Source organism: Luteolibacter flavescens (assembly GCF_025950085.1).
In the GTDB taxonomy this organism is placed as follows: Bacteria; Verrucomicrobiota; Verrucomicrobiia; order Verrucomicrobiales; family Akkermansiaceae; genus Haloferula; species Haloferula flavescens.
In genome coordinates, this window is the sequence record NZ_JAPDDS010000004.1 from 442,917 (window position 1) to 466,217 (window position 23,301).

Here is a 23,301-nt window from a genome sequence, read left to right on the forward strand (position 1 = left end):
GGTTTTCAGATGGGGTGTTGTCATGCTTCCCAGCGGTCGCGCCACTTGGCGGAGCCTTCCGGGGTCACGAGGCGGCGGCGGACCACGCGGTTCTCGCGCTGCGGCGCTTCATTCTCGCCCGGCGTGAAGATCACGTACTTGTAGCCGATGGCGCTGCCCGCGGAGGTGTCGAAGGGGATCTCGCCGAACCACGTGTTGGAATTGATGCAGTCGAGGTGATATGCCTTCTGGAGGTCCCAGTTGCCGAGTTCCTCGCAGTCGCCGATCACCGCGAGGCGGTCGCCCGGGTTGGTGGGCGCGCCATTTACCTGCAGGCGGATCACGGCCTGTGCCTCCACCGGCTTACCGCGCGTGGCGAAGACCCACGCGGACTGCTCCGGCAGGTCCACGGTCACGCGGCCTTCATGAATGTGGATGGTGGTGCCGGTGAGCAGGCAGGTGTATTCGCCATCGGGCAGCTCCAGGTTCTCCAGCTCGAGCTGGCGTTCGGGACCCTTGTTCAGCATCACGAGGCAGCGCGAGTCGCGGTAGCAGCGGGTGAAGACATAGCTGTCCGCGTCCACCCACTTCGGCCAGTTGTTGCCGAGCTGCACGGCCTGGTTGTGGCGGCGCTCCTCGGCGAGGATGCCGATGATACGGGTCGCCTCGGTCGGCTCCCAGCCCGGCATCATCGGGCGGTTGTAGGGATCGTCGCCGCCGTCGGTATCGTCGTGCAGGTACTGCTCGCAGCCGTAGTAGAGGCAGGGGATGCCGCGCGAGGTGATCAGCAGCACCAGCGCCAGCTCCATCATGCGGTCGGACACGCCGAGCGATTGCAGGCGCGGCATGTCATGGTTCTCGAAGAAGGTCACCAGCTCGGTCGCACCGGCATAGTTCCCGTCCAGGTCGAAGATCCGCTGCACGAGATTGAAGCCGTCCTCCGCGCCGTTGAAGCAGTCGCGCATCGCCTGGCACAGGCCGAAGTCCAGCAGCGACATGCCCGCCTTGTTCGCGAATTCCACCGACGTCGGATTCTCCGGGTGATTGTAGATCCACTCGCCGAAGCGGAAGACATTCGGATTCGCCACGCTGATGTCCGAGGTGAATTCCTGCCAGAACCACAGCGGCATGTGCTTCACCGTATCGATGCGGATGGCGTCCACGCCCTTGCCGATCCACAGCTTGATGGCTTCCTTGATGTGGTTCCGGTAGAGGACGTTGTTCTCGTTGAAGGTGGCCAGCCCCGCGAGCTCGCAGTTCTGCACCTGCCACTCGTCGCTCCAGTCCGTCACCTCGCCGTAGTGGTGGTACCAGTGCTCGGTGTCGTTGTCGAAGTCCGCGATGAGCCGGCCGTCGTCGTAGAGCTTGCCCTTGCCGCGGCCCGTGGCGGGCGAGCTGTGGTTGCAGACGATATCGAGGACGAATTTCATGTCCCGCCCGTGCAGCGTCTCCAGCAGCTTGTCGAAGACGGTATCGTCGCGGTGGAAGAGGCGCTTCTCGGAGGGATCGTTCATCCAGCGCGGGTTGATGCGCTTGAAGTCGCGCGTCCAGTAGCCGTGGATCGGTGCGCGCGGGGTGTCCCCGATGGCCATGGACTCGACCTGCTCGAAGAGCGGCGTGGTCCAGACGGAGGTGATGCCAAAGGATTGCAGGTAGTCGATCTTGTCGATCAGTCCCTGGAGGTCGCCGCCCCAGTACTTGTTCCAGTCCTGGTGGGAGGCGTCGTACATTTCGTCGTCTTCGCGGGCCTTGCCGGGATTGCCCTCGGCGAATCGGTCGAGCACCAGGAAGTAGATGGTTTCAGCTCGGAATTCCACGTCGGAGCCTGCGAGCACTCCGAGATCAACGTTGGTGTCTGGCATATGATGTGAGCCCGGCATTGCAGAGTGCGTGCCGGGACGGGAATGGCCATGGGACGCGGGAATGGCGCATCGGAGCCGGATTTTTCAGGGCGAAATGCAACCATCCCTGCCGAGTTCTGCATGGAAGGAAGCGCCGCGAGGCAAGGAAGCCCTAGGGCTGGCAAGGGCGGGGCCGCCCGGAAGGCCGCGGCACGGCAACCGCTGGTTTCACCGCCGGTGATTTGCGGACCCGTCCGCGAGCTGCCTTGTCGGAATCCCCCTCACACGTTTCCCCGCGGATGAATGCGATGCGTGAATCACCGAGACATTGTACCCGGCCCGCGGACTGCGAGCCGGGCGACTGGGTCGAGGCCGGTGATGTGCCGGACTGGACGCCCGAGGAGGAGACCCACGCCTACGTGCTGCCCGGCCAGGTGATGGTGCAGCCTGTCCACCAGATGCCGGTCACGGTGCCGCTGGTGAGCTGGAATTTCCACCGCGACCGCGTGAGCGACGATGCCGGCACGGAGGTGATGGTCTGGGTGCGGCAGGCGTGAGCGACGGGAGACGCACGGGATGAAATGACGCACCGGCTGAAATCTGAAATTTCGAAATCTGAGATCTAACAACAAGGAGCGAAGAGCATGAATCAAACGGTACTCGACCAACCGAGAGCGGGCCTGCTGGTCCCGGCCTATGCACTGAGACGCAGCCACGACCTCGGCATCGGGGATACGGCGGCTGTGGTGGAAGCGATCGACTTCGCGGCGGACCATGGCTTCTCCGTGCTGCAACTGCTGCCGATCCACGAGACCTTCGGCGATCACAGCCCGTACAATCCCATCAGCTCGCGCGCGCTCTCACCCGCACTGCTGACGCTCTCGCCGAATGAAGTGCCGGGCCTGACGCATGCGATGCTGGAGCAGGCCGCGCCGGAGTCGTGGCTGGTGCAGCTCCGCGGCGGGAAGAATGTCCGCCAGCAGGCGGTGCATGCCTTGAAGACGCAGATCCTGCTCGATGCGTACCTGCAGTTCAGCGAGATCGCCTCGCCGGAGTCGCGCGCGGACTTCGATGACTTCAGCGCGGCACAGGCAAGCTGGCTGGATGCCTACACGCTCTTCCGCCTGCTGGTGCGCGAATACGAGGGGAATACGGAGTGGGCGGACTGGCGGCCCGAGCACCGGAGCAAGGAGGGCGCGGAGGGCTGGCTGCTGCAGCACCCGGCGCGCGAGAGCCTGGAGATGCTGCGCGCGGGCTTCGCCTTCATCCAATGGATCGGCTGGCGCCAGTGGCGCGGCGTGCGCGCGCACGCGGAGCAGCGCGGCGTGAAGGTGATGGGCGAGATGTCATTTGGCGTTGGAGTGAACAGTGCCGACGTGTGGGCAAATCCCTCCCTCTTCGACACGCAGTGGAGCCTCGGCACGCGGCCGCTCTCGCACTTCGACACCACGCAGGACGCGCGGCACTGGGGGCAAAACTGGGGCCTGCCCGCCTACCGGTGGGAGAACCACCGGTCGAGCGGCTTCGCCTGGCTGCGCGGACGCATCGCGTGGGAGAGCGAGTTTTTCCATGCGTGCCGGCTGGATCACCTGCGCGGCTACTTCCGCGCCTACATGTTCCCATGGCCGGGCGGTGCACGGCACGTGGAGTACTCCGTGCTGACGGAGGAGCAGGTGGCGGAAAAGACGGGCGGGCTGCTGCCGCGCTTCGTGCCCGGGCCGGACGAGGTGCCGGCCGCCGCGGGGATGAATGAACTCCAGGGCCGCGAGCTCATCGGACAGATCATCGAAGCCGCGGGCGAGATGGATCTGGTGGCGGAGATCATGGGCGAGATGCCGGACTACATGCAGCGCACGCTGGAGGACCTGCAGCTCGCGAACCTCTCCTTCCCGCAACTGCTGAGGACTCCGGACGGCGCGGTCATCCCGCCTTCGAAATTCCGCGAGATGAGTCTGGTGACCTACGCGAACCACGACAATGCACCTCTCGCCTCGCTCTATCTCCAAGCGAGGACGGAGCCGGACAGCCGCACGGCCGCGGACGTGGCCGCGCTGCTGGACTTCGCCGGATGGACGGGCGATTGGCCGGAGACGCTGGATGATGAATTGCTCGGCGACCTGCAGCGCAGCCTGATGGAGACGAGCGGGCGGCTCGCGGTGCTGATGGTGAGCGACCTGCTCGGCGTGCCGCTGCGCTTCAATCTGCCGGGCAGCTACGGCCACGGGACGTGGAGCGACCGGCTGGAAATGCCGCTCGCCGAGCTGGCCCGCCACCCCGTCTATGGCCCCCGCATCGCACGCGTCTCCGGCTGGGTCCACGACTCGGGCCGGAATGGCGTAGGCGGCGATTCATCGGATGACGCCCATGGCAACGAAGGCGATAAAGACGGCAGTGTGAAGCCTTCACGGGATGCGAAGGTGCCGTGGCTCGCGAAGAAGAAGGCGCTGGAAAAGGTGCCGGTAGGCCCGCCGCTTTGAGCGGGTGGGCCCGTCTTCTCGATCAATATACTTCGAATTCCTTGTCCTCACTCATGCTGTAGCGCCAGCCGGGGCTCATGCTCTGGTAGGAGACCCCGCCATCCCAATTCAACTTCTTGTAGATCGAGTAGGAATCGCCGGCGGAGGAGTAGGTGAAGTCGTCGGCGGCATTCATCTTCTCGATGGCGGCGCTGCTCAGTGGGAGGCTCAGGTCGAGATCGGCGAGGGAGAGCGGATAGCTGCCGTGGGCCTTCCTGTGTGCCTCGATGGCTGCGGGGACATCGCGCACGGGATCGCAGAGCTTCTGCAGCGCAACCTTGTCCCTGGAGGTATCCTGATAATCCCGGCACCCGCCGAGAAGCATCGCGACGGAGGCGAGAATGACGAAGCCGGGACGAGGGAAAGGTTTGCCGTGATGTCGCATGGTGGCTTGGATTGCTTTGCCCATCATCATGCCGGCGCGGACGATGAGCGCTCAAGCCTCCCATGATGAAAACGGCATGAAGCATCCGTGATCAAAGTGGTCCGCATCGCTCCGCGTGCGGTTCACCGGTAGGAGAGGGGGCACTAGTCGGCGCGGGAGATGTCTCAAGTGAAGTTCGCCGCAGTGGTGGACTTGCTTGAGAGTGCAGGACGAAGCCCGCCGCCAGATGACTTCGCCGCACGCGGAGCGATGCGGACCACGATGTTCTCGGGCGGGGTTGTCCGGTGGATCGCGGGTTGCGTTTTTCGGGCGGGGTGCGAGACGCCAGAAGGACGCAGTCCTTCTGCTGCGAATGCACGTGGCCCCCTTTGGTAGATGCGTTTCATCCGAGGCGTCACTCGCGATTTTGACTTCTCCCGCGCGAGCAGTGCTGCTTGCGTTTGCTCGTGATGAGATCCCTCTGGACGGTCGTTGTTTCCTTGGCACTCGTGTGCCATGTTTCCGGCTGGATTCATGAGGAGCCTGTGGACCACTCCAAGCAACTTGCTTCATCGCAATTCGCCGGAATCGTCGAAGTGACCAGCCTCACCGACACCGGGGAGAAAAGGAGGATGTTCGATTACAAGGTGGCATTTCGTGAGGTGAAGGTCGCCTTGAAGGTCCTGTCTCACTTGAAGGGAGAAAAGAAAGGCGAGCTGGCTTTCACCGTCTATCGGGAGCCGACCGAGGAAGAGCTGGTCGCCGACGGCATGTCCCGTGAGGATGCCTTCCAAACCTCCCTGAATCTCGGGTGCGACGAGCGGCTGCATCTCTATCTGGTAAAGGTCAGGAGGCGCGATCACCTCATGGTCTATTTGAAGAAGTCGGGAGATGGTTTTTCACCTGTGGCCGGTGATGAGAAGGCGAGCAGATCCATCCATCGCATGGAGGAGGCCAACGTCTTGAATCCTTCGGCGGGTAGTGACTGAGTGCTGTTGTCAAAGTGGTCCACATCGCTCCGCGTGCGGTTCGCTGGTAGGGAAGGAGCGGGTGATGAACGTCGGTGCGGGTGATGTCTCAAGTGGAGTCGCCGCGAGCCGAAAGGGCGCACGAAGTGACTGAAAGTGAAGCCCACCGTCAGATGGCTTCGCCGCACGCGGAGCGATGCGGACCACGATGCCGGGCTGGTGTGAGGCTGGCAGGGACATTGACCGCGGACGCGATTTTCGAGATAAGCCGTCTGTGGAATGCCCCGAGTCATGAAGTTCACCCGGCGATCTGCATATCTCGGCGTCGCTGGCCTGCTCATGGTGCTGGCCTGCTTCCTGGCTCTTTCGCGCGGATCGTCTGATCGTGATTTTCCCGTCGAGGGAGCCACGTCGCCAGACACTTCCAAACCCCTCGTGTCGATTCAGGATCAAGCTTTGCCATCGAAGTCTGATCGAGCTCGGCCCGCTGATACAGGCGACCGATGGATGTCTCATGCCCGGCGCTTCATTCGCGGATCGTCGATTAACGATTCACTGTCTGCGCTCCGGGAAATGGAAGACGTGATGGCCGTCGCCAAGTCGGAGCTGCGGGGAAAGGATCTGCTGGCCTTCCTCGTCGCGGTTGATTCCTCATGCCCGGATCATTTCAAGGATAGGTTTTACTCGGAAGGCATCGAGGGCATCCTGGCGCGGAAAGTAGATCGAGATGGGGTGGTGGCATTTGTCTCGGCGATCGAGATTCCCGTGATCCTTTCCGAGGCCATGGGAAGGTCCGCCGCCGAGGCAGGGCTGGAATCAATCAAGGGGAGGATGATGGATGCATTTTCGGATCAACTGAATGCCCCGATGTTTCTCGCCGGATACCAAGGAACGATCCTGAAGCGTGATCCTGAAGCGGCGGTGGATGGGATCGTGTCGTATTTCAGCGCCACCGATGATCGGATCGTCTTGGTGCCATTCCTGAAGTATGTTCATTCCGCGGATGATCTCCGTCTGTTAGAAGAAGAGTTTGCGAATTCGGATGCGGAGTATCGGGAGTTCGCTCTTGAGAAGATCCTCGAGAAGGGGGGAGCGGGATATAAGAGGGCTCATTGGAATGAGTCGATCATGAGAAAGCTGGAGTCGCAGGGCAAGGGGGCAGGGGATTGAGCCGGTGGTGTTGTGGATCAAGAAGGCCGATGCGGGCATGCAAAGTGGTCCGCATCGCTCCGCGTGCGGTTCATCGGTTGGGAAGGAGTGGGGGATGCTCGCCGTGGGTGATGTCTCAAGTGGAGCCGTCGCGAGCGGAAAGGGCGCACGAAGAGGCTGAGAGCGAAGTCCACCGCATTGGTGGACTTGTTCGAGAGCGTAGGACGAAGCCCGCCGCGATATTGCTTCGCCGCACGCAGAGTGATGCGGACCACGATGTTCTCGGGCGGGGTTTTCCGGTGGATCGCGGGTGGCGTTTTTCGGGCGGGGCGCGAGACGCCAGAAGGACGCAGTCCTTCTGCTACGACCTTCTTGCTGCTGCTACGAATGCACGGTCCGCCGCCACGAGTCGCCGGGGGAAAAGAAAAGGAGCGATGACGGGTGTCATCGCTCCTTGGCTTGGTGAGGTGCGCTGGCATCGGGGCCAGCGCGGTGCGGTGAGCTGTCGACGTGAAGCCTACACTCCAAGTGATGGCTTACTCGCCCTCGGCCTTCTTCTCGGTCTCCGGGTGGATCAGCACCTTCAGCGCGTGCTTCTGGCCGAGGTATTTGATGGCGATGTCGTGCAGCTCCTTCGCGGTGATGGAGGCGTAGTCGGCATCGCGGCCGCGGATGAGGTCGAGGCGGGCGGGGTCTTCCTGGGACTGGGCGAGCACGGTGCCGAGCCAGTAGGAGTTGTCGCGCTTCGTCTTCTCCATGGTCGCCTGCATCGGCTTGCGGGCGCGGTCGAGCTCGTCGTCATTCGTGCCGTCGCGGGCGAGCAGGTTGGCGATCTCGGTGGCGGTGTCGGCCAGCTTCTTCGTGTCCTCCGCCTTGCCGACGCACATGGCCATCATGTAGCCGTAGCCGTCGAGGCCGTCCGAGCCGGTCGCTCCCGCATTCGGGCTGTAGGAGGCACCGAGCTTCTCGCGGATCTCCTCGCGCAGGCGGTCGCTGAGGATGCTGCCGAGCAGGTTCAGGCGGCGGAAGAGCTTGGTATTCCCGCGCAGGCCCTCCGTTTTCCATACCACGATGGCGGTGCCCTGGGCGATCTTGCTATCGTAGGTGAAGGTCTTCTCAGCGGCACCCTTCGGGAAGTTGATCTTCCGTGCGGCGGCCAGGTCGGCCTTCTTCTCCGCGCGTGCGGGCAGCGCGCCAAAGGTCTTCAGCACCAGCGGCAGCAGCGTGCTCTCGTCGAAGTCACCCACGATGCTGAGCTCCAGGTAGTCCTTCGTCAGCGCGGGCGTGAGCCACTTGCGCGCATCCTCGATGGTGTAGCTGCCCAGCTTCTCCTCGGTGAGCACACCCCAGCGCGAGTCCGCGCCGTGGAGCCATGCCTCCATCTGCGCGTGCGGGCCCTCGGGCGTGTGGCGGAGCTGCTGGAAGATCATCGGGATGGCCTTCTTGAACTGCGCCACCGCTTCCTCCCGGTAGCCGGGGTCGGTGAGCTGCGCGCACATGATCTGGAGTTGCAGCCCGATGTCCTCCGGCGTGGTGCGGCCGCCGAGCGTGAAGGCATCGTCGCCCACCGCGAAGGCCGTGCCGACATTCTGCCCGGCCAGGATCTGCTGGAGATCGTCCACCGAGTGCTTGCCCAGGCCGCCCGCGTCAAAGACCGAGCTGGCGAACAAATCCAGGCCCGGCATGTCCTTCGGCTGGGTCAGCTTGCCGCTGCCGAAGCGCGTCGTGAGACGGATGGATCCCTTCTCGAAGTCCGTCTTCTTCAGGTTCAGGCGGACGCCATTGGAAAGCACGATCTGGGAGAACTCCAGGCCCTCCACTTCCTTCCGCGACTTCACCGTGCCGGCGGGGCCGAAGTCGGTGTAGGCGAATTCCACGGCCTCCTTCTGCTCCGGTGCCTCCACCGGCTTGCTACGGGACTCCTCGTAGATGGCCAGCAGCGTCGCGCGGGCATTCTCCGGCTCCTGCTTCGTCGTCAGCACCAGGTGCATCCCCTGGTCCGCCCAGAATTCGCGGAAGGCCGCGTGGCACGTCTCCGCCGTCATGGTGTCCAGGCCCTTCGCGATGATCTCCAGGTCCGTCTCCGGCGTGGAGAAGACCGTTCCATCATTGATCGAGCGTGCGATCCCCGTGGCGAGCGATTCCGACTTGCGGGTCGGCGCGGTCTTCACCGCCTGCTGGTAGGCATTCAGCACGTTCGCCTTCGCCTCCGCGATCTCCGCATCCGTGAAGCCGAACTCCAGCGCGCGGCGGAATTCCTGCTCCAGCACCGGCAGCGCGTCCTGCCAGCGGTCATCCGCGGCCGTCACGTCGAAGGAGCCGATCTCGGCGTAGTTGAAAAGCTCATCGCGCGACGAGCTGCCCTTCGCGATGGGAGAGCCATCCTGCTTCGAGATGCGCTCGAAGCGGCGGCCGATCGCCGCATTCGCCAGGCCCAGCGGCAGCATGGAGAGCCGGCGCGTCGAGCTGTCCGGCACGATGCTGTACGGGCGCACGGACACCAGCGAGAGATCCGTGGAAGTCACTTCCTTGTCCGAGAAGACCGCGGCCTGCATGCCCTCGATCTTCTTGATCTCGCCCAGCTCGGGATTCTTGCCCGGGTCCGCGGGATTCGTCAGCGAGGAGAAGTTCTCCTTGATGCGTGCCTCGATCTCCTCGGGCTTCACATCGCCCACCACGACGAAGGTCATGCGCTCCGGCGTGTAGTAGCGCGTGTAGAGATCCACGAAGCGCTCGCGCGGAGCGGTCTTGATCACCTCCTCGGTGCCGATGGGGAAGCGCTTCGTGAGCAGCGAGCCCGGCAGCAGCTCCGCGAACTGCTGCTCCATCAGGCGGAAGCCCACCGTATCCCGGCTGGTCTTTTCGGAAAGGATCACGCCGCGCTCCTTGTCGATCTCCTCGGCATCCAGCTTCGCGCCATCGCCGAAGTCGCGCATGATGGTGAAGCCCAGCTTCATGATCTCCTCAGAGAGATCCGGCAGGTCCAGCATGTACACCGTCTCGTCAAAGGACGTGTAGGCATTCACGTGCGCGCCGAAGGCGATGCCCAGGCGCTGCATCCGAGGGATCAGCTCGTCCGGGGTGAAGTTCTTCGAGCCATTGAAGACCATGTGCTCCAGGAAGTGAGCCACGCCGCGCTGGTCATCCGCCTCCATCAGCGAGCCCGCCGCGATGTGCATGCGCAGCGAGACGCGGCCCGGCGGCTCGGCATTCGGGTAGATGATGTAGCGCATGCCGTTCTCCAGCTTGCCAAAGACGGCCTTCGGGTCGGCGGCGATGTCGCTCTGCTCCTGCGGCCACGTTTTCGCCGTGGCGTCGGCGGCCTCCGTGTCCGTCTTCACCGAGAGCGTCGCCGGCTCGGTGGTGGCGGGGTCGGGTTTCTCCGCCGCGGCCGTGTCGCCCTCCTTGGCGGGCTCGCTGCCCTCGGCAGCGGGTGGCTCCGCCGCGGGCGGCGGCGGGGCCGGTTTTCGGATCATGAAAAACGCCGCCACGGCGGCGAGGATCAGGCTGAGAATCAATGGGGCCGGATTTCGCATGAGCGAAGCTGCGTCTTCCCTCCCGCCCTTGGCAACGGAGAAAGCGGGCCGCCCCCGTGGATTCTCCCGGTGAAACGTGACGAAGCCCCCGGAATCCGGGATAGCCACCCTCAGCCCAACCCCACCGCCCGCCTCCGCAGCCCGCGTACAGGTAAGCAGGTAGGCGAGGGGAGGGGCCGCGCGCGCCTACAACCCGGCGTGGCGAGGCCGCCGTGGAGCGCCGTGGGAAGGCTGGCGGAGGGGGCGGCGAAGAGCCTTCGGGCCGGTCCGTGAATTTTTTGTAGAATCGGGATTGCAAAACCCTGTCCGCCGTGATGGTTTCGCGGCCCGCCGGTCCCGGACCGGAGGAAAGCAGACAAACAAACGCGCGCGTGGCGGAATTGGTAGACGCGCTAGATTCAGGTTCTAGTGGGGGCAACCCCGTGGAGGTTCGAGTCCTCTCGCGCGCACTGTTTTGATTAGCAAAAGGTCGCGAGAAATCGCGGCCTTTGTTTTTGAGCCACATCTAACAGGTGGGTGCAGCTATGGTGCACCTACGTCCCCATGAAGGCTTTTCGGCTGATTTCAACCGGCAGGACGCTCGGACCTTTTGGGATCGTGCTGGGGAAAGTGCTGCGAAGCGAGGCCGAGACGGCTGTGGAGGTGCTCCTATTCCGCGGACGGCGGAAGGAACCGCTCTCGCTGCAGCTTCAGTGGCAACCAGGCGGCTCCGCGGGCCGCGACCTCACTCCCGCCGAGTTGGAAGTCGTGAAGCACTGGGCAACGGGCCAGATGACCGGGAAGGCCGCTGAATCGGGAGAGTGGCAGGAAGAGGCTGAGCCGATGACCCTGATTCAGTCCGCCGTGGTTGAAGCCGGCGCGGCCGGGAGCTGGGATGTCTCGGACTTGCTGACGGTCTCGGGGTTCGTGGAGCGCTGTGAGGCTTCCGCGCGCCGCCACGCTCTCCTTCCCGCTTTGCCCGGCGAGCAGATTGCTCCATGAGCTTCACTCGGCCCTGTTTTGCTCGATCTCGATGGCAGTGAGGGCGAGGGCGTAGGAACGGGCTCTGATGAACCACTTCGTTCCGAACCGGTAGGGGAGTCCGCCATGCCTTCTCAGCTTTCGGACCATCATCAGCACGCTCAGCCCATGACGCTCCGCTATTTCGGCGACCGCCATTTCTTCCGTGGGACTGACAGTTGCGGCCTTCGTGGCCGCCTCGATCATCGGGACAAGGTGGATGTCTAGGGCGTTCCATCGCTCTAACATAGGGAGATCGCAGAATTTCATGCGCCGGCAGGCTTCCCCCGCTTCTTTCCAGCCGCAACAGAACTGTAAAAGAAGGCCCCGCCCCCTTGCGAGGGCGAGGCCTGGATCTTCATTCGCCACGGGTGGCCGGCTGCTTCCGTCGCTGGCGGTGCTCGCGGGCCAATGCCTGCTCGAAGCGCTCGACCGGACTGCGCGCCTGTCGCTTCGCCACCTCCCGCCGCCCAAGGGCCGCGTGGTAGTCGATGGCGGCCAGAATGAACTCAGCCGGGGAAATGCCCCAGTCGCTCGCTGCCGAACAAACCGCCCGCCACGCATCACCCAAAATCGCGACTTCAAGCCGGGTGCAGGCCCCGGTGCGAAGGCCTTTCCTGAGCGATTGCAGCCGTGATTTCGGGGACTTGACCCCCGCGGCTGACGGTTTGTTGAAGGGCTCCGGGCCGCAGATTTGCCGGTGATTGAGCGCCACTGCGATGCTGTGGCCGATCATCCCTAGGATGCTTCCCTTCCTCCAGTCGGGCTTTTCTGCCCAAAAGGAGTTGAGATCCTCGATCAGAGCGGATGGCACATCGAAGCTGAGCGGCTTCACGTCAGCGGGCGCAAAGATGGCCCGGTGAATCCACTGTGGCTCGGAGGCAATCATGACGCCCCCCTTTCTACGGCCGGCGGCTCGATCGCGGGCACGACCCACTCCCCGAACCATGGATGGTCGGGGGCGTCGCCAGCCTGATAGACGTCGGCATAGTCTTGGCGGACGTAGAGTGCCCCGCCTTCCTGCAGGTCGGCCTTCACCTCGAGCACCTGCCACGCGTCGAGGGCATCGGACCGCCACCAGTAGAAGCCGGGGGAGGGTGGGTGGGTCGCAATCAACGCGCACCTCCTTCCTTTGCTGCCTTTTTGGTCCGGTCCAGCCACACCGCATAGCCAACCGTGCCGAGCAGGTAGTCCCCGACGGTGATCTCCAGCTTCACGGCCAGCCGCTCGATCCGATGCCAATCCGCCTCCTTGAAGCGGAATGCGGCAGGGGCTGATGGCACCTCCTTCTGCATCTCGGCAAGGCACTCCCGCCGTGCGGGGGCGACAAAGCCGGGGGAGAGCTGATGGGGCGATTTCCACTGCCTCGCGCGAAGCGTCACGTCTTCCTCGTCACGCACGGAGGATGCGGGGAGCTCGGCAAGCCCGGGGCCGAGGAAAAGCGCCTTGGCGGACGCCGGCACCATCAGCTCGACGTCCACGAAGCAACGGGGCTCCATGACCTCGATCCGGTTCCGTCTGCAAAGCGGGCCGTCGAGGATCGAGTTGAGATAGCGGTTCTCCGCAGCGGCGCCATCGAGGTAGCCGATCAGCGCGGCGTTCATCACTTGGTCCTCGGTGAGACGGTTTGCTGCCGCCTCCTGGCGTAGCCGCTGCCGCAACGAGGCGGGGGCGGTGAATTCGATCTGCACGTTGTCCCCGGTTTCCACTGGTGCGGGGCTCATCTGTCGCTTGTTCATTTCTCGGGTCAAAGAGAGAGGGCAACCCCGGCAGCGCTAGCACGCGTTCCCCCCGCGACACGACTCGCAGACGGGTAGCCGAGGTTGCCCTCAAATCTCTGTTCTTTGTTCCGCGCCTGGATTCGTGGTCCGGGCCTGAGAATGCGGGTCGAGGTGCTAGCCCCAACGGGAATGAGACTATCCAATCACTGGGCCCGTGCCACTCCAAAAAGTGGCCTTCGTTCTACTCATCGAGGATTAGAAATAAATATTGCACGTTCAGCTCGGGGATTCTGCGGGCGGTCTGGCGACGGCATGTCAACTTCGGCGAAGTATGCTGTGACTCTATTCAGGCAATCGGGGCGCGTCATTTTTCAGAATTCAGACGCGCCAACCAACAATATCAAAATCGGATCCATTCCGACGGAAATTAGCCACAAACTGGGACTTTGCCCGACGGTTGATCGTGGATCGACGCCAGATCCGTCTGAAAGGATTTGCCTAATTGGAAGATGACTGCGCTAGGGGGTAATTCGGTCATCAGCATCCAAAATGAGACATTGATCGAAATCAACTTCCCTTTGATCGAGCGGTATTGCTCATATGTTTCTGATAGAAGATCACGAATCTTGTTTCTGAATCCAAGAATAGACCCTTCCCAATGAGATCCTCCTCGGTTTTCCTCACGTTGTCTCTCTCCCTCGTAGGAGCTTCCTACTCCCAGACCAATTTTCCCCTTGGCGCAACCTTCGGAGCGCCTGGCTCCGACAGTGCCATCTACCCGTTCACCGGCACCAATTCCGCAGGCACTTTTCACTCGATGGAATTCAGCTCCTATAACGGGGGGCTGCTTCTGTACAGCCCCGATGAAAGCCTGAGCCGCGGAGCCATCGACGGCGGATTGACCCTCTACGGAAACCCCGTCGATATCGTCTTGGCGTCCGACACTGCCGGAGATTACGGACGCGGTGTATTCAACGTGTGGAAGGGGGATAAATGGATCAGCGGACTCTCCACCGACAAACCGCTATTCAGCATCGCAAGCCCCGCCATGACCGCGAAATTCGATGGGCTGAACGTAGAGGTAAACAACGGCACCCTCAAGGTCGGCGGACATTCAGTCCTGACCGCAGGTCAGACGGCTCTTGCGATTGGAAGCGGCAGCACCAGCAGCGCAAATTCTTTTGCTTTCGGTAATACGGTGACGGCACCCGGCGTGTATTCCGGCGGCTTCGGCTATGGAACCACGGCCCAAGGATACAGCCAGTTCGTTGTGGGCCACTTCAACACGCTCCAAGGCACGAGTACACCGAACCTGAACTGGTCCGATGCACTGTTCATTGTGGGCAACGGTATAAACGGCAGCTCCAGGTCGAATGCCTTTATGGTCGAGCGTTCCGGAAACGCGCGCGTTACTGGTTCGCTGATGACAGGGCCGAATTCAATGGCCACAGGAAACAGGTCCGTTGCCACGGGAGAATCGAGTGCCGCAGGGCACTACTCCAACGCTTTGGGCAACTCAGGAACGCACGTCAATGCGACGTACTCAACCTCGATGGGAAACTCGACTACCTACGGTCCGTATTCGACCGCAATGGGCAACTCTGCCGCAGGTGGTGATTACTCCACCGCAATGGGCAAGTCCCAAGCCAATGCCTATTACGGCACTGCGATGGGAATAGGCACCGTTTCGCAAGCCTACGCTTCAACGGTGGTTGGGACCTACAATTTCGCGGGCACCCCGCATCACACGCAGTGGGTTGCGACGGATGATATCTTCGTGGTGGGGAATGGGGTGGACGCGTCAAACCGCTCCAACGCTCTCGTGGTAAAGAAGAACGGCAGCCTCGCGGCGGGATCGGGAACCGTTTTTGGGACGGTTCCTGCCGGGTCCAGTCAAGTGATCGTGGGCGCCTACAATGACACATCCACTGAGGCGACGACCCCCGCCACAGATCGTGGCAAGGGCGTTTTCACCGTGGGTGCTGGAACGGGCACGTCGGCCCGGAAGAATGCCCTTCGGGTTACCACATCTGGAAAGGTTCTCGTCCAGCCTTCCGGCGAGCTGTCCATGGGCACCTTCACGAGCGGGGAAAAGCCCTGATCGTCTTGAAATCCGTCTGCCTGTCCGGGGAGGTATCCTGCGGTTGCTCGCTTTCGAGATGAAGGCGCTCCCGTCCGCAATTCTCCGGGCCCACCTCTCCAACCCTACCCGCGCATGACGCCTAATCCAAGCTTCCGGCAGGTCCCTCTTCTGCACCGTCCGCTGCTGCTTTCCCTCGCATTTGGCTGCGTAGGAAGCTTCCTCCCGACCCAGCTTTTAGCCGGGCCGGTTCCGTCGGACAAGCCTGTCCACTTTCCCGCCTGGTGGTTCGAGCGGGACGTGATCAAACGTCTCGATCCACCTGCCGCGACACCTCTCTGGGCTAGTGGCCACTATCCGGCGAGCGATGACTTCGCCACAGTCAATGAAGGTCAGCTCAAGACCATGGTGGCCGCCGCGGTGGCGGAGATGAACAGTCGCCTGCCCGATGAGGTCGATGGCGCCGGTACCAGTGATGGCGCGGGCCGGGCACTCAACAATCTAGTCGCATCTTGGAACGCCGCGCCTGCCCCCGGGATCACGCGGGAAGATTTCGCCGCTGTGAACGTAGGCCAGCTCAAGGCTGTTTCCTCCATGATCTATGGTCGCCTGCGGGCAGTCGGTTACCCCGACCTGAGTTTCTGGAGCAATGTCCTGGGCAATGCAAATGACTATGCCGCTGCAAACCTAGGCCAAGTGAAGTATCTACTGAGCTTTGATCCATCCGGTCTACAGCACGACCGATGGACCGGCATCACGGGCACCGACATCTCCACCATCCCGCTGGGGACCGTTCCGGGCAGTCCGGGCTCGCAGCCGGGCACCACGGATCGGGACAACAATCCCTTGGAGGACAGTTCCGCCAGCGTGAATTACGGCGAGCGTTTCCGGGGTTATCTCGTGCCACCTGCGAGCGGTGTTTATCGCTTCTGGTTGCTGGCTTCCGGAACCGCCCAGCTTTACATCAGCAATGATGACGATCCGGTGAATTCCATTCTCCGCGCTTCGGTCACATCGTCCACCGACGCCAACAACTGGACTGATGCCAATGCCGGGAAGTCCACACTGCTCTGGCTGGAGAAGGGCAAGCCCTACCATATCGAGGTGCGGCACAAGGCGGGCACCGGAGGCAACCACATCAAGGTTGGCTGGCTCGTGCCAACGACTCCCGCCCATCAGGATCCGATCAATGTCACGACGCCCACGCAGATCATTCCGGCCTCTGCACTGTGGAACCGTCTCGGCAAGCCGGCACCGGTTTTCACCCCGCCGGCGGCCTTGACTTGGACGGACTCCCCGCAGAATGCCTCCAATCCGGAGAGCCACAAGAACTACAATGCGGCTGTGCGCTTCCTCACACAGGCGACCTACGGTCCGAGCGGATGGCTCACCGACGCTACCTATGACATCAACGATGTCTGGACCAACGCCACGGCCGCAGGTTCAGGCTCGAACGTCATTCCCTACGACGTGTCCCGCGTTCAGTCTCTGGGATTCGAAGGGTGGATCAACGAGCAAATGAATCCTGCCGTGATCCCCCAGACCCGCCTGCATGACTACGTCCAGAAAAAGAGAACGTGGGATTCCTCAGGATCGGGCAACCATTACTGGCACAACTTGTTTTACTCCGCTTGGTGGCGTGCCGCGATCACCGGGCGTGACCAACTCCGCCAGCGTGTCGCGTTCGCCCTGAGTCAGACCATGGTGATTTCCAACACCGCGCTGAACCCTCGTTCGGACGCGACCAGTGACTACTATGACGATGCCCTTGCGAAGAACGCCTTTGGGAATTTCCGCACCATCCTGAAAGATGTCACCCTGCACCCCGCCATGGGGCTCTACCTGAACATGCTCAGGAACGAGAAGCCGGATGCCGATCCGACGCTCGTGTCGACCGCACGCGTTCCGAACGAAAACTATGCGCGCGAGTTGCTGCAGCTTTTCTCCATCGGGATGCACCGCTTGAACCCGGACGGTTCATTGCTGCTCAATTCCGCGGGCAAGCCTGTCCCGACCTATGACCAGAAAACCGTCGAAGGGATAGCTCACATCTTCACGGGATGGGACTACGAATACCACATTCCGGGCTACAATCCCTGGTTTTACGACGCGGATCTGATTGCCCAATGGAATCTTCTGAAGCAGTCGGATCCTGATGCCCCAGCCCCAGCCGCCCCGCCGGAGAGGCACGTGCCGGAATACATCCGTCCGATGATTTCCTATCCAGGAAAACACTTTACTGGCCAAAAGCGGATACTGAACAACGAGGTGCTTCCCGGCATGCCGAAGTTTGGCAGCCAGAATGTCCCCGCCTACGGTAGCCACGCCTCAATCTCCGGCCTTGCCTCGGACCCTACCTATGTAGGCCTCCCAAATGCAGAACTGGATGCAGTGCTCGACTCGATCTTCAACCATCCAAATTGCGGTCCCTTCATCTGCCGGCAGTTGATCCAGCGCCTCGTCACCTCAAATCCGAGCCCGGGCTATGTCTATCGCGTGGTTGCCGCCTTCAATAACGACGGCACCAGCGGGATTGATCCCATCACCGGCCAGGACCGCCGCAACGGCCGGGGCAACATGGACTCCGTTGTAAAGGCCATCCTGCTAGATCACGAAGCCAGGTCCGCATCGATGCTCACTCAACCGACCTTCGGAAAGCAGCGAGAACCTGTCCTTCGCATCACTGCACTTGCCCGTGCGTTCCCTTCCACGGACGGTGATCCCGCAGTGAATCTGTGGAAGATGCACACTACGAGCTTTGTGCCGGCTGCAAACCATTGGCAGGGAGATTTGAATCAGACTCCGCTGGGCGCTCCATCGGTCTTCAACTTCTACCGGCCCGATTATCAGTTCCCGCAAATGGGGGCTGACATCACGACACCGGAATTCCAGCTCACGACTGGAACCAGTGTGATCAACCAGGCGAACTTCGTGCACGACGCCTTCTTCATGTGGCCGCCCCGCAGCGGCACGCAGGGGCTGGCCAGCTTCCTGCAGGGGAACAAGATCATTTGCATGGATCTGACTCCGTGGATGTCCCTGATGGCCAGCAACGATCTGGACAACCTGATCGACGAACTGAACAAACGCCTGATGGCAGGGCAGTTCCCGGCTGAGGGCAAGCAGGTGATCAAGGACTTCGTCACCAACAAGACGGTTAGCAGCAGTTCAACGGTGGTGGACAATAAGGTCACGATCACAACTTCGGTGCCACACACGTATGCGGTCGGGGATCGGATCATGTTCCACCCTGCGCCCGTGGCCGAGCAACCCCGCAAGACCCACGTCATCACCGCAGTGCCGACGGCGAACAGCTTCACCATCGCACATGACACCACCTACACCTATCCGGGCCGCACGGTGTCGACGCTCCACGACCATTCATCGCCGCGTGAGCGCCTTTTCACAGTCGTCAACCTGATGGTCAATTCGCCCGATTTCATCATTCAACGATAAAACCCATGCCTCCCAAAGACCTTCTCAAATTCTATTCGCGCCGTGGATTCCTTAGCCATGCGGCGCGCGCGGGAGTCGGTTCTCTCGCTGCATCCGCCCTCATGCGGGACCTGAACCTCATCAACACAGCCTCTGCTCAGGGACCGTTGGATGACATCAGTGATTACAAGGCTCTCTGCTGTATCTTCCTTGCCGGTGGCAATGACTCGGACAACACCATCATCGACACCAGGTCGACACCGTATCAAAACTACAAGGACATCCGGAACCTGCTCGCCATCAAGACAGGTCTGGAGCCGCTAACCGTACCAATATCAGGCAGCGACCCGGTCATTCATCCCTTCGCCCTGCATCCGGCGCTGGGCACGGCGGCAGGGGGCGGGGGGATTAAGAAACTCTTCGAGGAGAAGAAGGCCGCTGTGCTTTTCAACGTGGGGCCATTGGTGCGGCCGGTGATCAAGGCCGAGTATCTGGCCGGCACTGCGGCTCTTCCTCCGCAGCTTTATTCCCACAGCGACCAGACCACACACTGGCAAACCTCTTGGCCCGATGAGCCGCCGAAGACCGGTTGGGCCGGGCGGATGGGGGACTGGCTGTTGAATGGGGTGGAGGATGTCGGCCAATTGGCATCCCTCAATATCTCAGTCTCGGGAACGAACACGTTCCAGCGGGGTGAGCACTTTCATCCATTCAGCGTGGCGTCCAAGGGGGCGGTGACCCTGACTGATGGACTTCCGATCGGCCCAGCCACTCCGGAAGGACCACAGCGCTACGAATGGCTTGGAGGATGGCACCAAGCACTGGGAAAGATTGTCGAGATTCCCACGCCGGAAAACATGCAGCGCAGCGCCTATGCCGGCGTGCTGGGTAATGCCATAGCCAGCGGCGTGAATGTCAACCAAGCGCTCGATGACACCGTGGAGGTCGGTGAACGCTGCACGGATGGCTCTCCCGGTGAATGGGTATGGGACATCGCATGGCCGAGTGGGTCACCGTGGACCGGACTCGGGTTCCCAAGGACCTCGCTGGGTGGCCAGCTCAAGATGGTGGCCCGCATGATTGCTGCCAGGGTTGCGTTGGGAATGTCGAAGCGACAAACTTTCTTCGTTCAACTAGGGGGCTTCGACACCCACGCGGACCAAGTTTTTTCCGGGAATCCATCGGTGGGCACCCACGCCCAGCTTCTCACCGAGCTGAGCGACGCCGTATTCGCCTTCCAGCGCGCCTTGGAGCAGTTGGGGGTGATGGGCGATCACCTCGGGATCCAGAACAAGGTGGTTTCCTTCACCGCGTCCGACTTCGGCCGAACCTTCCGGTCAAATGGACTCGGTAGCGATCACGGCTGGGGTGCACATCACTTCATCTTCGGCGGCAATGGCGAAGCAACCAGCGCCCTTGATGGCGGCAAGACCTATGGTGCTTTCCCGAACCAATTTCTTGGCAGCAGCCCTGACGATGCGGGCGGAGGGAGATGGATTCCCACCACCTCCGTTGATGCATACAGTGCTACGCTGGGAAGATGGTTCGGCGTCAGCGAAGAGGGACTCAATTTGATCTTCCCCAATCTGACTCACTTTTCTAACAGGAACCTCGGCTTCATGCGCACGACCTGATGCATGCCAACAGATTCAAAGGACTGGCTCTGCTCACTGTGGTAGGGGGGATAGGATTCTGGGTATGGCATGGTTCCAAAAGTGCCATGCCTTCCACAACTTCACCACAGCATCAGGCTCGACCGTCCTCAGACACCCTTCCCGACGCGACTTCGTCAGTGGTAGCGGCCCCGGAGGAAGTAGAGGTTCCTGTTCCTCCGGGCACGGGGACACCATCTCCCGCTACACCGCCTCCAGCCACTAAAGCCGCCCCGGCAGGAGCGCAGGTAGGGGGGCCTCCGGGACTTCCCGCCGGCGCTTCCGCGACGGAGAAGCCCGAAGATGTTCCCCTTCCTGACATGTCAGGAATCGGGGGGGTGCAGCAGGATATCGGGCATCTTCAGTTCGTGCTGCGGGACTTCCGCCTCATGCTCGGAGGCAATCCCGTGGGGAACAATGCGGAGATCATCAGCGCGCTTAATGGACGTAACCCGAGGAAGGTGGTGATCAAGCTCTGGGATGGCCATCGGCTCAATGACGAGGGGGAGCTCGTCGATCCTTGGGGAACGCCTTACTTTTTCCACCAGATCTCATCGAGCGAGATGGAGATCCGCTGCGCCGGACCGGATCGAATCATGTGGAACAGCGACGATCTCAATTTTCGGTGAGCGCCATGTTTGGAATCTATCGTCGGATCTCTATTAGCCAAGTTCGCCGCAGCGAAAAGCGAAGCACCTCCAACGCTGGCCAGAGAAATCCCTTCGCGGATGAAGTTCAGATGACTCTTCACCTAGCCAATTACGGAAAGGGAGACAAAAAGCCTCATCGCAACGGCCGTCGAACTGGCGTTAGAGGCGATCAAGGCCGCCGCCACCAAGGAGGAGCACGCCACGGTTGCTTCGCCAAACTGCGCCCGAATCGCCGAAATGTGGACGGCAGTCTCCAGAAACGAAAAAACCCACCATCCTTCCGGACGGTGGGTTGCATGAAATACGCAAGTATCAGCGGCGGCGGCGGAGAAGGCCGAGCACGCCGAGGCCACCAAGCAGGGCGGCAGTGGGCTCCGGAACCGGGTTGGCAGCCGTAATGAATGCCTGTGTGTTCCCGTTGTAGATCTTGATCGACTCGATTGGCTTGTCCGGCAGACGGATGAATTCCGAGCTGAAGGTGAGGGTTCCTGCCTTCACGGTGATGGAGTCTCCCACCTTGAGATTCGGACCGGAATCGAGCAGGATGCCACCGTAGAAGTCGTGCACGCCAATGGCACCGGAGGCGGAGGAAAGGCCTCCAAACGCTTGGAAGAAATAGCCCGGAACGCTGCCGCCCGATGCAAGGTTGATGGTAACGGTGATGCTCCCGGGGGTGCCGTAGGTTTCGTTCACGGCGTCGCGAGCGAAGCCGGTGGCCGCCGTCGAATAGACGTCGGGAAGCAGCAATCCGATGCTGTAAGTGCTGTTGGAGGTAGTGGTGACCGGGATCACGAGATCCGTGGTGAGGGTCATCGTGATGGGATCACTGCCGCCGCCGGAGAAGGTGATGGCCGCCTGTGCTGCGCTTGCTAGCGCAGCGGAGACGATGAGTGAGAGAAGGCCCAATCGTGAAGGGGTGCGGGTGGTCATAGTGGGTAGTTGCGCGCGGAGAGAACGCGACTTTGTTTAAGCGGAGCAAACCTTTTATGCCCCTATAACGTGATCACGCGTGCGTTTGGATTCTAGCCTCTGCCAGAGGCCTCGTTTTATAGCCGATTTTCCCCCTTGCTACTGCTTCTCTAGTAGCGGTCACCATCATTCAGACTCAAACGCCGTGCTAGGGTTGCCCCCCTCCATCCGGGGGGGGCTTGTATGACCCCGGAGGGCCCGTGGACCCGCCGGATTCCATTTCACCGTATGCTGTCCGTGGGAGCGACGGCCCAACCTACTTCGAAAGACCTCCGCCCACGTCTCACCACTGGTGGATAAGCTGACATCTCGATACGCGCCACCGAAGGAGTCATCGGAAGAGAATTTTTCTCTCCACATCACATGCCTCGACCCCAGGAGGTACTGCAATGAAGCGCCTGCAGGGTGAACCCGCAAGCCATCCTAGGCATTCCGCCATCCGGTTGCTGCCACACAGGTGTCGATCAAAATGATGTCGGGGTGCCGTGGATCATAGTCCTCACGACGATTCTCGACGGGCCCAACCACCTCAAAGTCCTTCATGTGAGCGTATCGCAGACACCGCCATTCCGGCTCAGGGAAAAGGCACCATGCGAGAACTAAGTAGGCCATATGCCGGCCCCCTTGCCCGAGAAGGTAGAGATCAGCCGTAACCGGCAGACCTTCGTAGTTGAACTTTGCGCAAGAATACGTGCGGACCGCGTCTCTGACGGTGGCGAGGGTAACATTGGCTGTCATCGCTACGACGGTTGGAACCCTGGTCAGTAGAGAACCCTGCCCTGAAGCTCCCAACCGTCAGCTCCCTCGGAACAGCTATCGAGCTCGAAAGGGATGGAGTTGGAGGAAGACGAGAAGTGGATCGTCAGAAGGTCAGGAGAGTGAGATTCGATCCGCCTGTCAGAGATGAGAGTGCAGCCGTGCCAGCGATTGTCCCGAAACACGGGGAACGAGTGCTTGGAGGACGAGAGCAGTTTGCAGCATACTTCCCCGTTCCTCATGAGGTGAGAGTCCATCTTGGACCATCGTCCGGCATCGTCCTCCGACGAGGTGATTTGCCGGGCTTAACCCTGCAGAGGCTGCGAAACCTGTAGTGATATTGCCTAGTTTCCCCGCTTGGGATTTCCGCCGGGCCTCAAAGGCCCCGCGTCTGCGCAACCGTTCAGTAGAGGAGCTGTCCCTCCACTTCCCACCCCTCAACGCCCAGACGGCATTGAGAAAATCGGAACGGTAGCGGTCCGGCGAGCGCAGGACAGCGGAGTGAAAAGCGATCCGTTACGCGCGCTTCTACCTTTTGGTCGGCCACGAGCGTGCAGAAATGCCAAGTCTGCGATCTGGTTACCGGAAGTGGGTGAGTGGCTGATGGAATGAGGTCACAGCAGACCTCGCCGTTCTTCATTAGATGTGAGGCCATCCTTCATCGTCCTCCCGTGACAGGCGTTCAC

At 61.6% G+C, this 23,301-nt stretch carries 17 protein-coding genes and 1 tRNA gene; 10 read left to right on the forward strand and 8 right to left on the reverse strand.

Annotation, left to right across the window (positions count from 1 at the left end):
• Window positions 1-20: 20 nt before the first annotated feature.
• Window positions 21-1,841 carry an alpha-amylase family glycosyl hydrolase gene (locus OKA04_RS09840; protein WP_264500983.1) on the reverse strand — a complete coding sequence of 607 codons (1,821 nt, stop codon included), beginning with the start codon at window positions 1,839-1,841 and terminating at the stop codon, window positions 21-23.
• A gap of 278 nt (window positions 1,842-2,119) precedes the next feature.
• On the opposite strand from OKA04_RS09840, the gene OKA04_RS09845 reads away from it, so the two are divergent.
• Complete coding sequence (locus OKA04_RS09845) at window positions 2,120-2,377, forward strand: hypothetical protein (protein ID WP_264500984.1); 258 nt, start codon at window positions 2,120-2,122, stop codon at window positions 2,375-2,377.
• An 87-nt stretch (window positions 2,378-2,464) separates the two neighbouring features.
• Complete coding sequence (locus OKA04_RS09850) at window positions 2,465-4,297, forward strand: 4-alpha-glucanotransferase (protein WP_264500985.1); 1,833 nt, start codon at window positions 2,465-2,467, stop codon at window positions 4,295-4,297.
• Between the two features lie 22 nt (window positions 4,298-4,319).
• Here OKA04_RS09850 and OKA04_RS09855 read toward each other — a convergent pair whose 3' ends face one another.
• Window positions 4,320-4,721: a hypothetical protein gene (locus tag OKA04_RS09855; RefSeq protein ID WP_264500986.1), complete on the reverse strand. Its 402-nt coding sequence runs from the start codon at window positions 4,719-4,721 to the stop codon at window positions 4,320-4,322.
• Between the two features lie 446 nt (window positions 4,722-5,167).
• Between OKA04_RS09855 and OKA04_RS09860 the strand changes: the two genes are divergently transcribed.
• Both OKA04_RS09860 and OKA04_RS09865 read left to right on the forward strand, forming a co-directional pair.
• Window positions 5,168-5,689: a hypothetical protein gene (locus OKA04_RS09860; protein ID WP_264500987.1), complete on the forward strand. Its 522-nt coding sequence runs from the start codon at window positions 5,168-5,170 to the stop codon at window positions 5,687-5,689.
• 270 nt (window positions 5,690-5,959) lie between these two features.
• Window positions 5,960-6,838 (forward strand): hypothetical protein, encoded by an 879-nt coding sequence (locus tag OKA04_RS09865; protein ID WP_264500988.1) that lies wholly within the window; start codon window positions 5,960-5,962, stop codon window positions 6,836-6,838.
• 515 nt (window positions 6,839-7,353) lie between these two features.
• Here OKA04_RS09865 and OKA04_RS09870 read toward each other — a convergent pair.
• Complete coding sequence (locus OKA04_RS09870) at window positions 7,354-10,293, reverse strand: M16 family metallopeptidase (protein ID WP_264500989.1); 2,940 nt, start codon at window positions 10,291-10,293, stop codon at window positions 7,354-7,356.
• 425 nt (window positions 10,294-10,718) lie between these two features.
• Here OKA04_RS09870 and OKA04_RS09875 point away from each other — a divergent pair.
• Window positions 10,719-10,802: transfer RNA gene (locus OKA04_RS09875), tRNA-Leu, on the forward strand.
• 94 nt (window positions 10,803-10,896) lie between these two features.
• Entirely contained in the window at window positions 10,897-11,334 is a 438-nt protein-coding gene (locus OKA04_RS09880; RefSeq protein WP_264500990.1) for a hypothetical protein, read from the forward strand.
• A 3-nt stretch (window positions 11,335-11,337) separates the two neighbouring features.
• On the opposite strand, the gene OKA04_RS09885 is transcribed toward OKA04_RS09880, so the two are convergent.
• The 4 genes from OKA04_RS09885 to OKA04_RS09900 all read right to left on the reverse strand — a co-directional run bounded on the left by OKA04_RS09885 (window position 11,338) and on the right by OKA04_RS09900 (window position 13,076).
• Complete coding sequence (locus tag OKA04_RS09885; RefSeq protein ID WP_264500991.1) at window positions 11,338-11,622, reverse strand: hypothetical protein; 285 nt, start codon at window positions 11,620-11,622, stop codon at window positions 11,338-11,340.
• An 88-nt stretch (window positions 11,623-11,710) separates the two neighbouring features.
• Window positions 11,711-12,241 (reverse strand): hypothetical protein, encoded by a 531-nt coding sequence (locus tag OKA04_RS09890; protein WP_264500992.1) that lies wholly within the window; start codon window positions 12,239-12,241, stop codon window positions 11,711-11,713.
• Window positions 12,238-12,468 (reverse strand): hypothetical protein, encoded by a 231-nt coding sequence (locus tag OKA04_RS09895; RefSeq protein ID WP_264500993.1) that lies wholly within the window; start codon window positions 12,466-12,468, stop codon window positions 12,238-12,240. The genes OKA04_RS09890 and OKA04_RS09895 overlap by 4 nt, the downstream gene beginning before the upstream one ends.
• The gene (locus OKA04_RS09900) at window positions 12,465-13,076 is read right to left on the reverse strand and encodes a hypothetical protein (protein ID WP_264500994.1); all 612 of its coding nucleotides are present in this window, start codon (window positions 13,074-13,076) and stop codon (window positions 12,465-12,467) included. The genes OKA04_RS09895 and OKA04_RS09900 overlap by 4 nt, the downstream gene beginning before the upstream one ends.
• Before the next feature lie 655 nt (window positions 13,077-13,731).
• Here OKA04_RS09900 and OKA04_RS09905 point away from each other — a divergent pair.
• The 4 genes from OKA04_RS09905 (at window position 13,732) to OKA04_RS09920 (ending at window position 20,869) form a co-directional block, all read left to right on the forward strand.
• Window positions 13,732-15,174 carry a hypothetical protein gene (locus OKA04_RS09905; protein WP_264500995.1) on the forward strand — a complete coding sequence of 481 codons (1,443 nt, stop codon included), beginning with the start codon at window positions 13,732-13,734 and terminating at the stop codon, window positions 15,172-15,174.
• A 114-nt stretch (window positions 15,175-15,288) separates the two neighbouring features.
• Window positions 15,289-18,609 carry a DUF1800 family protein gene (locus OKA04_RS09910; protein ID WP_264500996.1) on the forward strand — a complete coding sequence of 1,107 codons (3,321 nt, stop codon included), beginning with the start codon at window positions 15,289-15,291 and terminating at the stop codon, window positions 18,607-18,609.
• 5 nt (window positions 18,610-18,614) lie between these two features.
• Complete coding sequence (locus tag OKA04_RS09915; RefSeq protein ID WP_264500997.1) at window positions 18,615-20,222, forward strand: DUF1501 domain-containing protein; 1,608 nt, start codon at window positions 18,615-18,617, stop codon at window positions 20,220-20,222.
• A 338-nt stretch (window positions 20,223-20,560) separates the two neighbouring features.
• A complete protein-coding gene (locus OKA04_RS09920) occupies window positions 20,561-20,869 on the forward strand; it encodes a type II secretion system protein GspG (protein ID WP_264500998.1) in 309 nt (102 codons plus the stop codon).
• 333 nt (window positions 20,870-21,202) lie between these two features.
• Here the strand turns inward: OKA04_RS09920 and OKA04_RS09925 are convergent, their stop codons facing one another.
• The gene (locus OKA04_RS09925) at window positions 21,203-21,820 is read right to left on the reverse strand and encodes a PEP-CTERM sorting domain-containing protein (RefSeq protein ID WP_264500999.1); all 618 of its coding nucleotides are present in this window, start codon (window positions 21,818-21,820) and stop codon (window positions 21,203-21,205) included.
• Window positions 21,821-23,301: the final 1,481 nt, after the last annotated feature.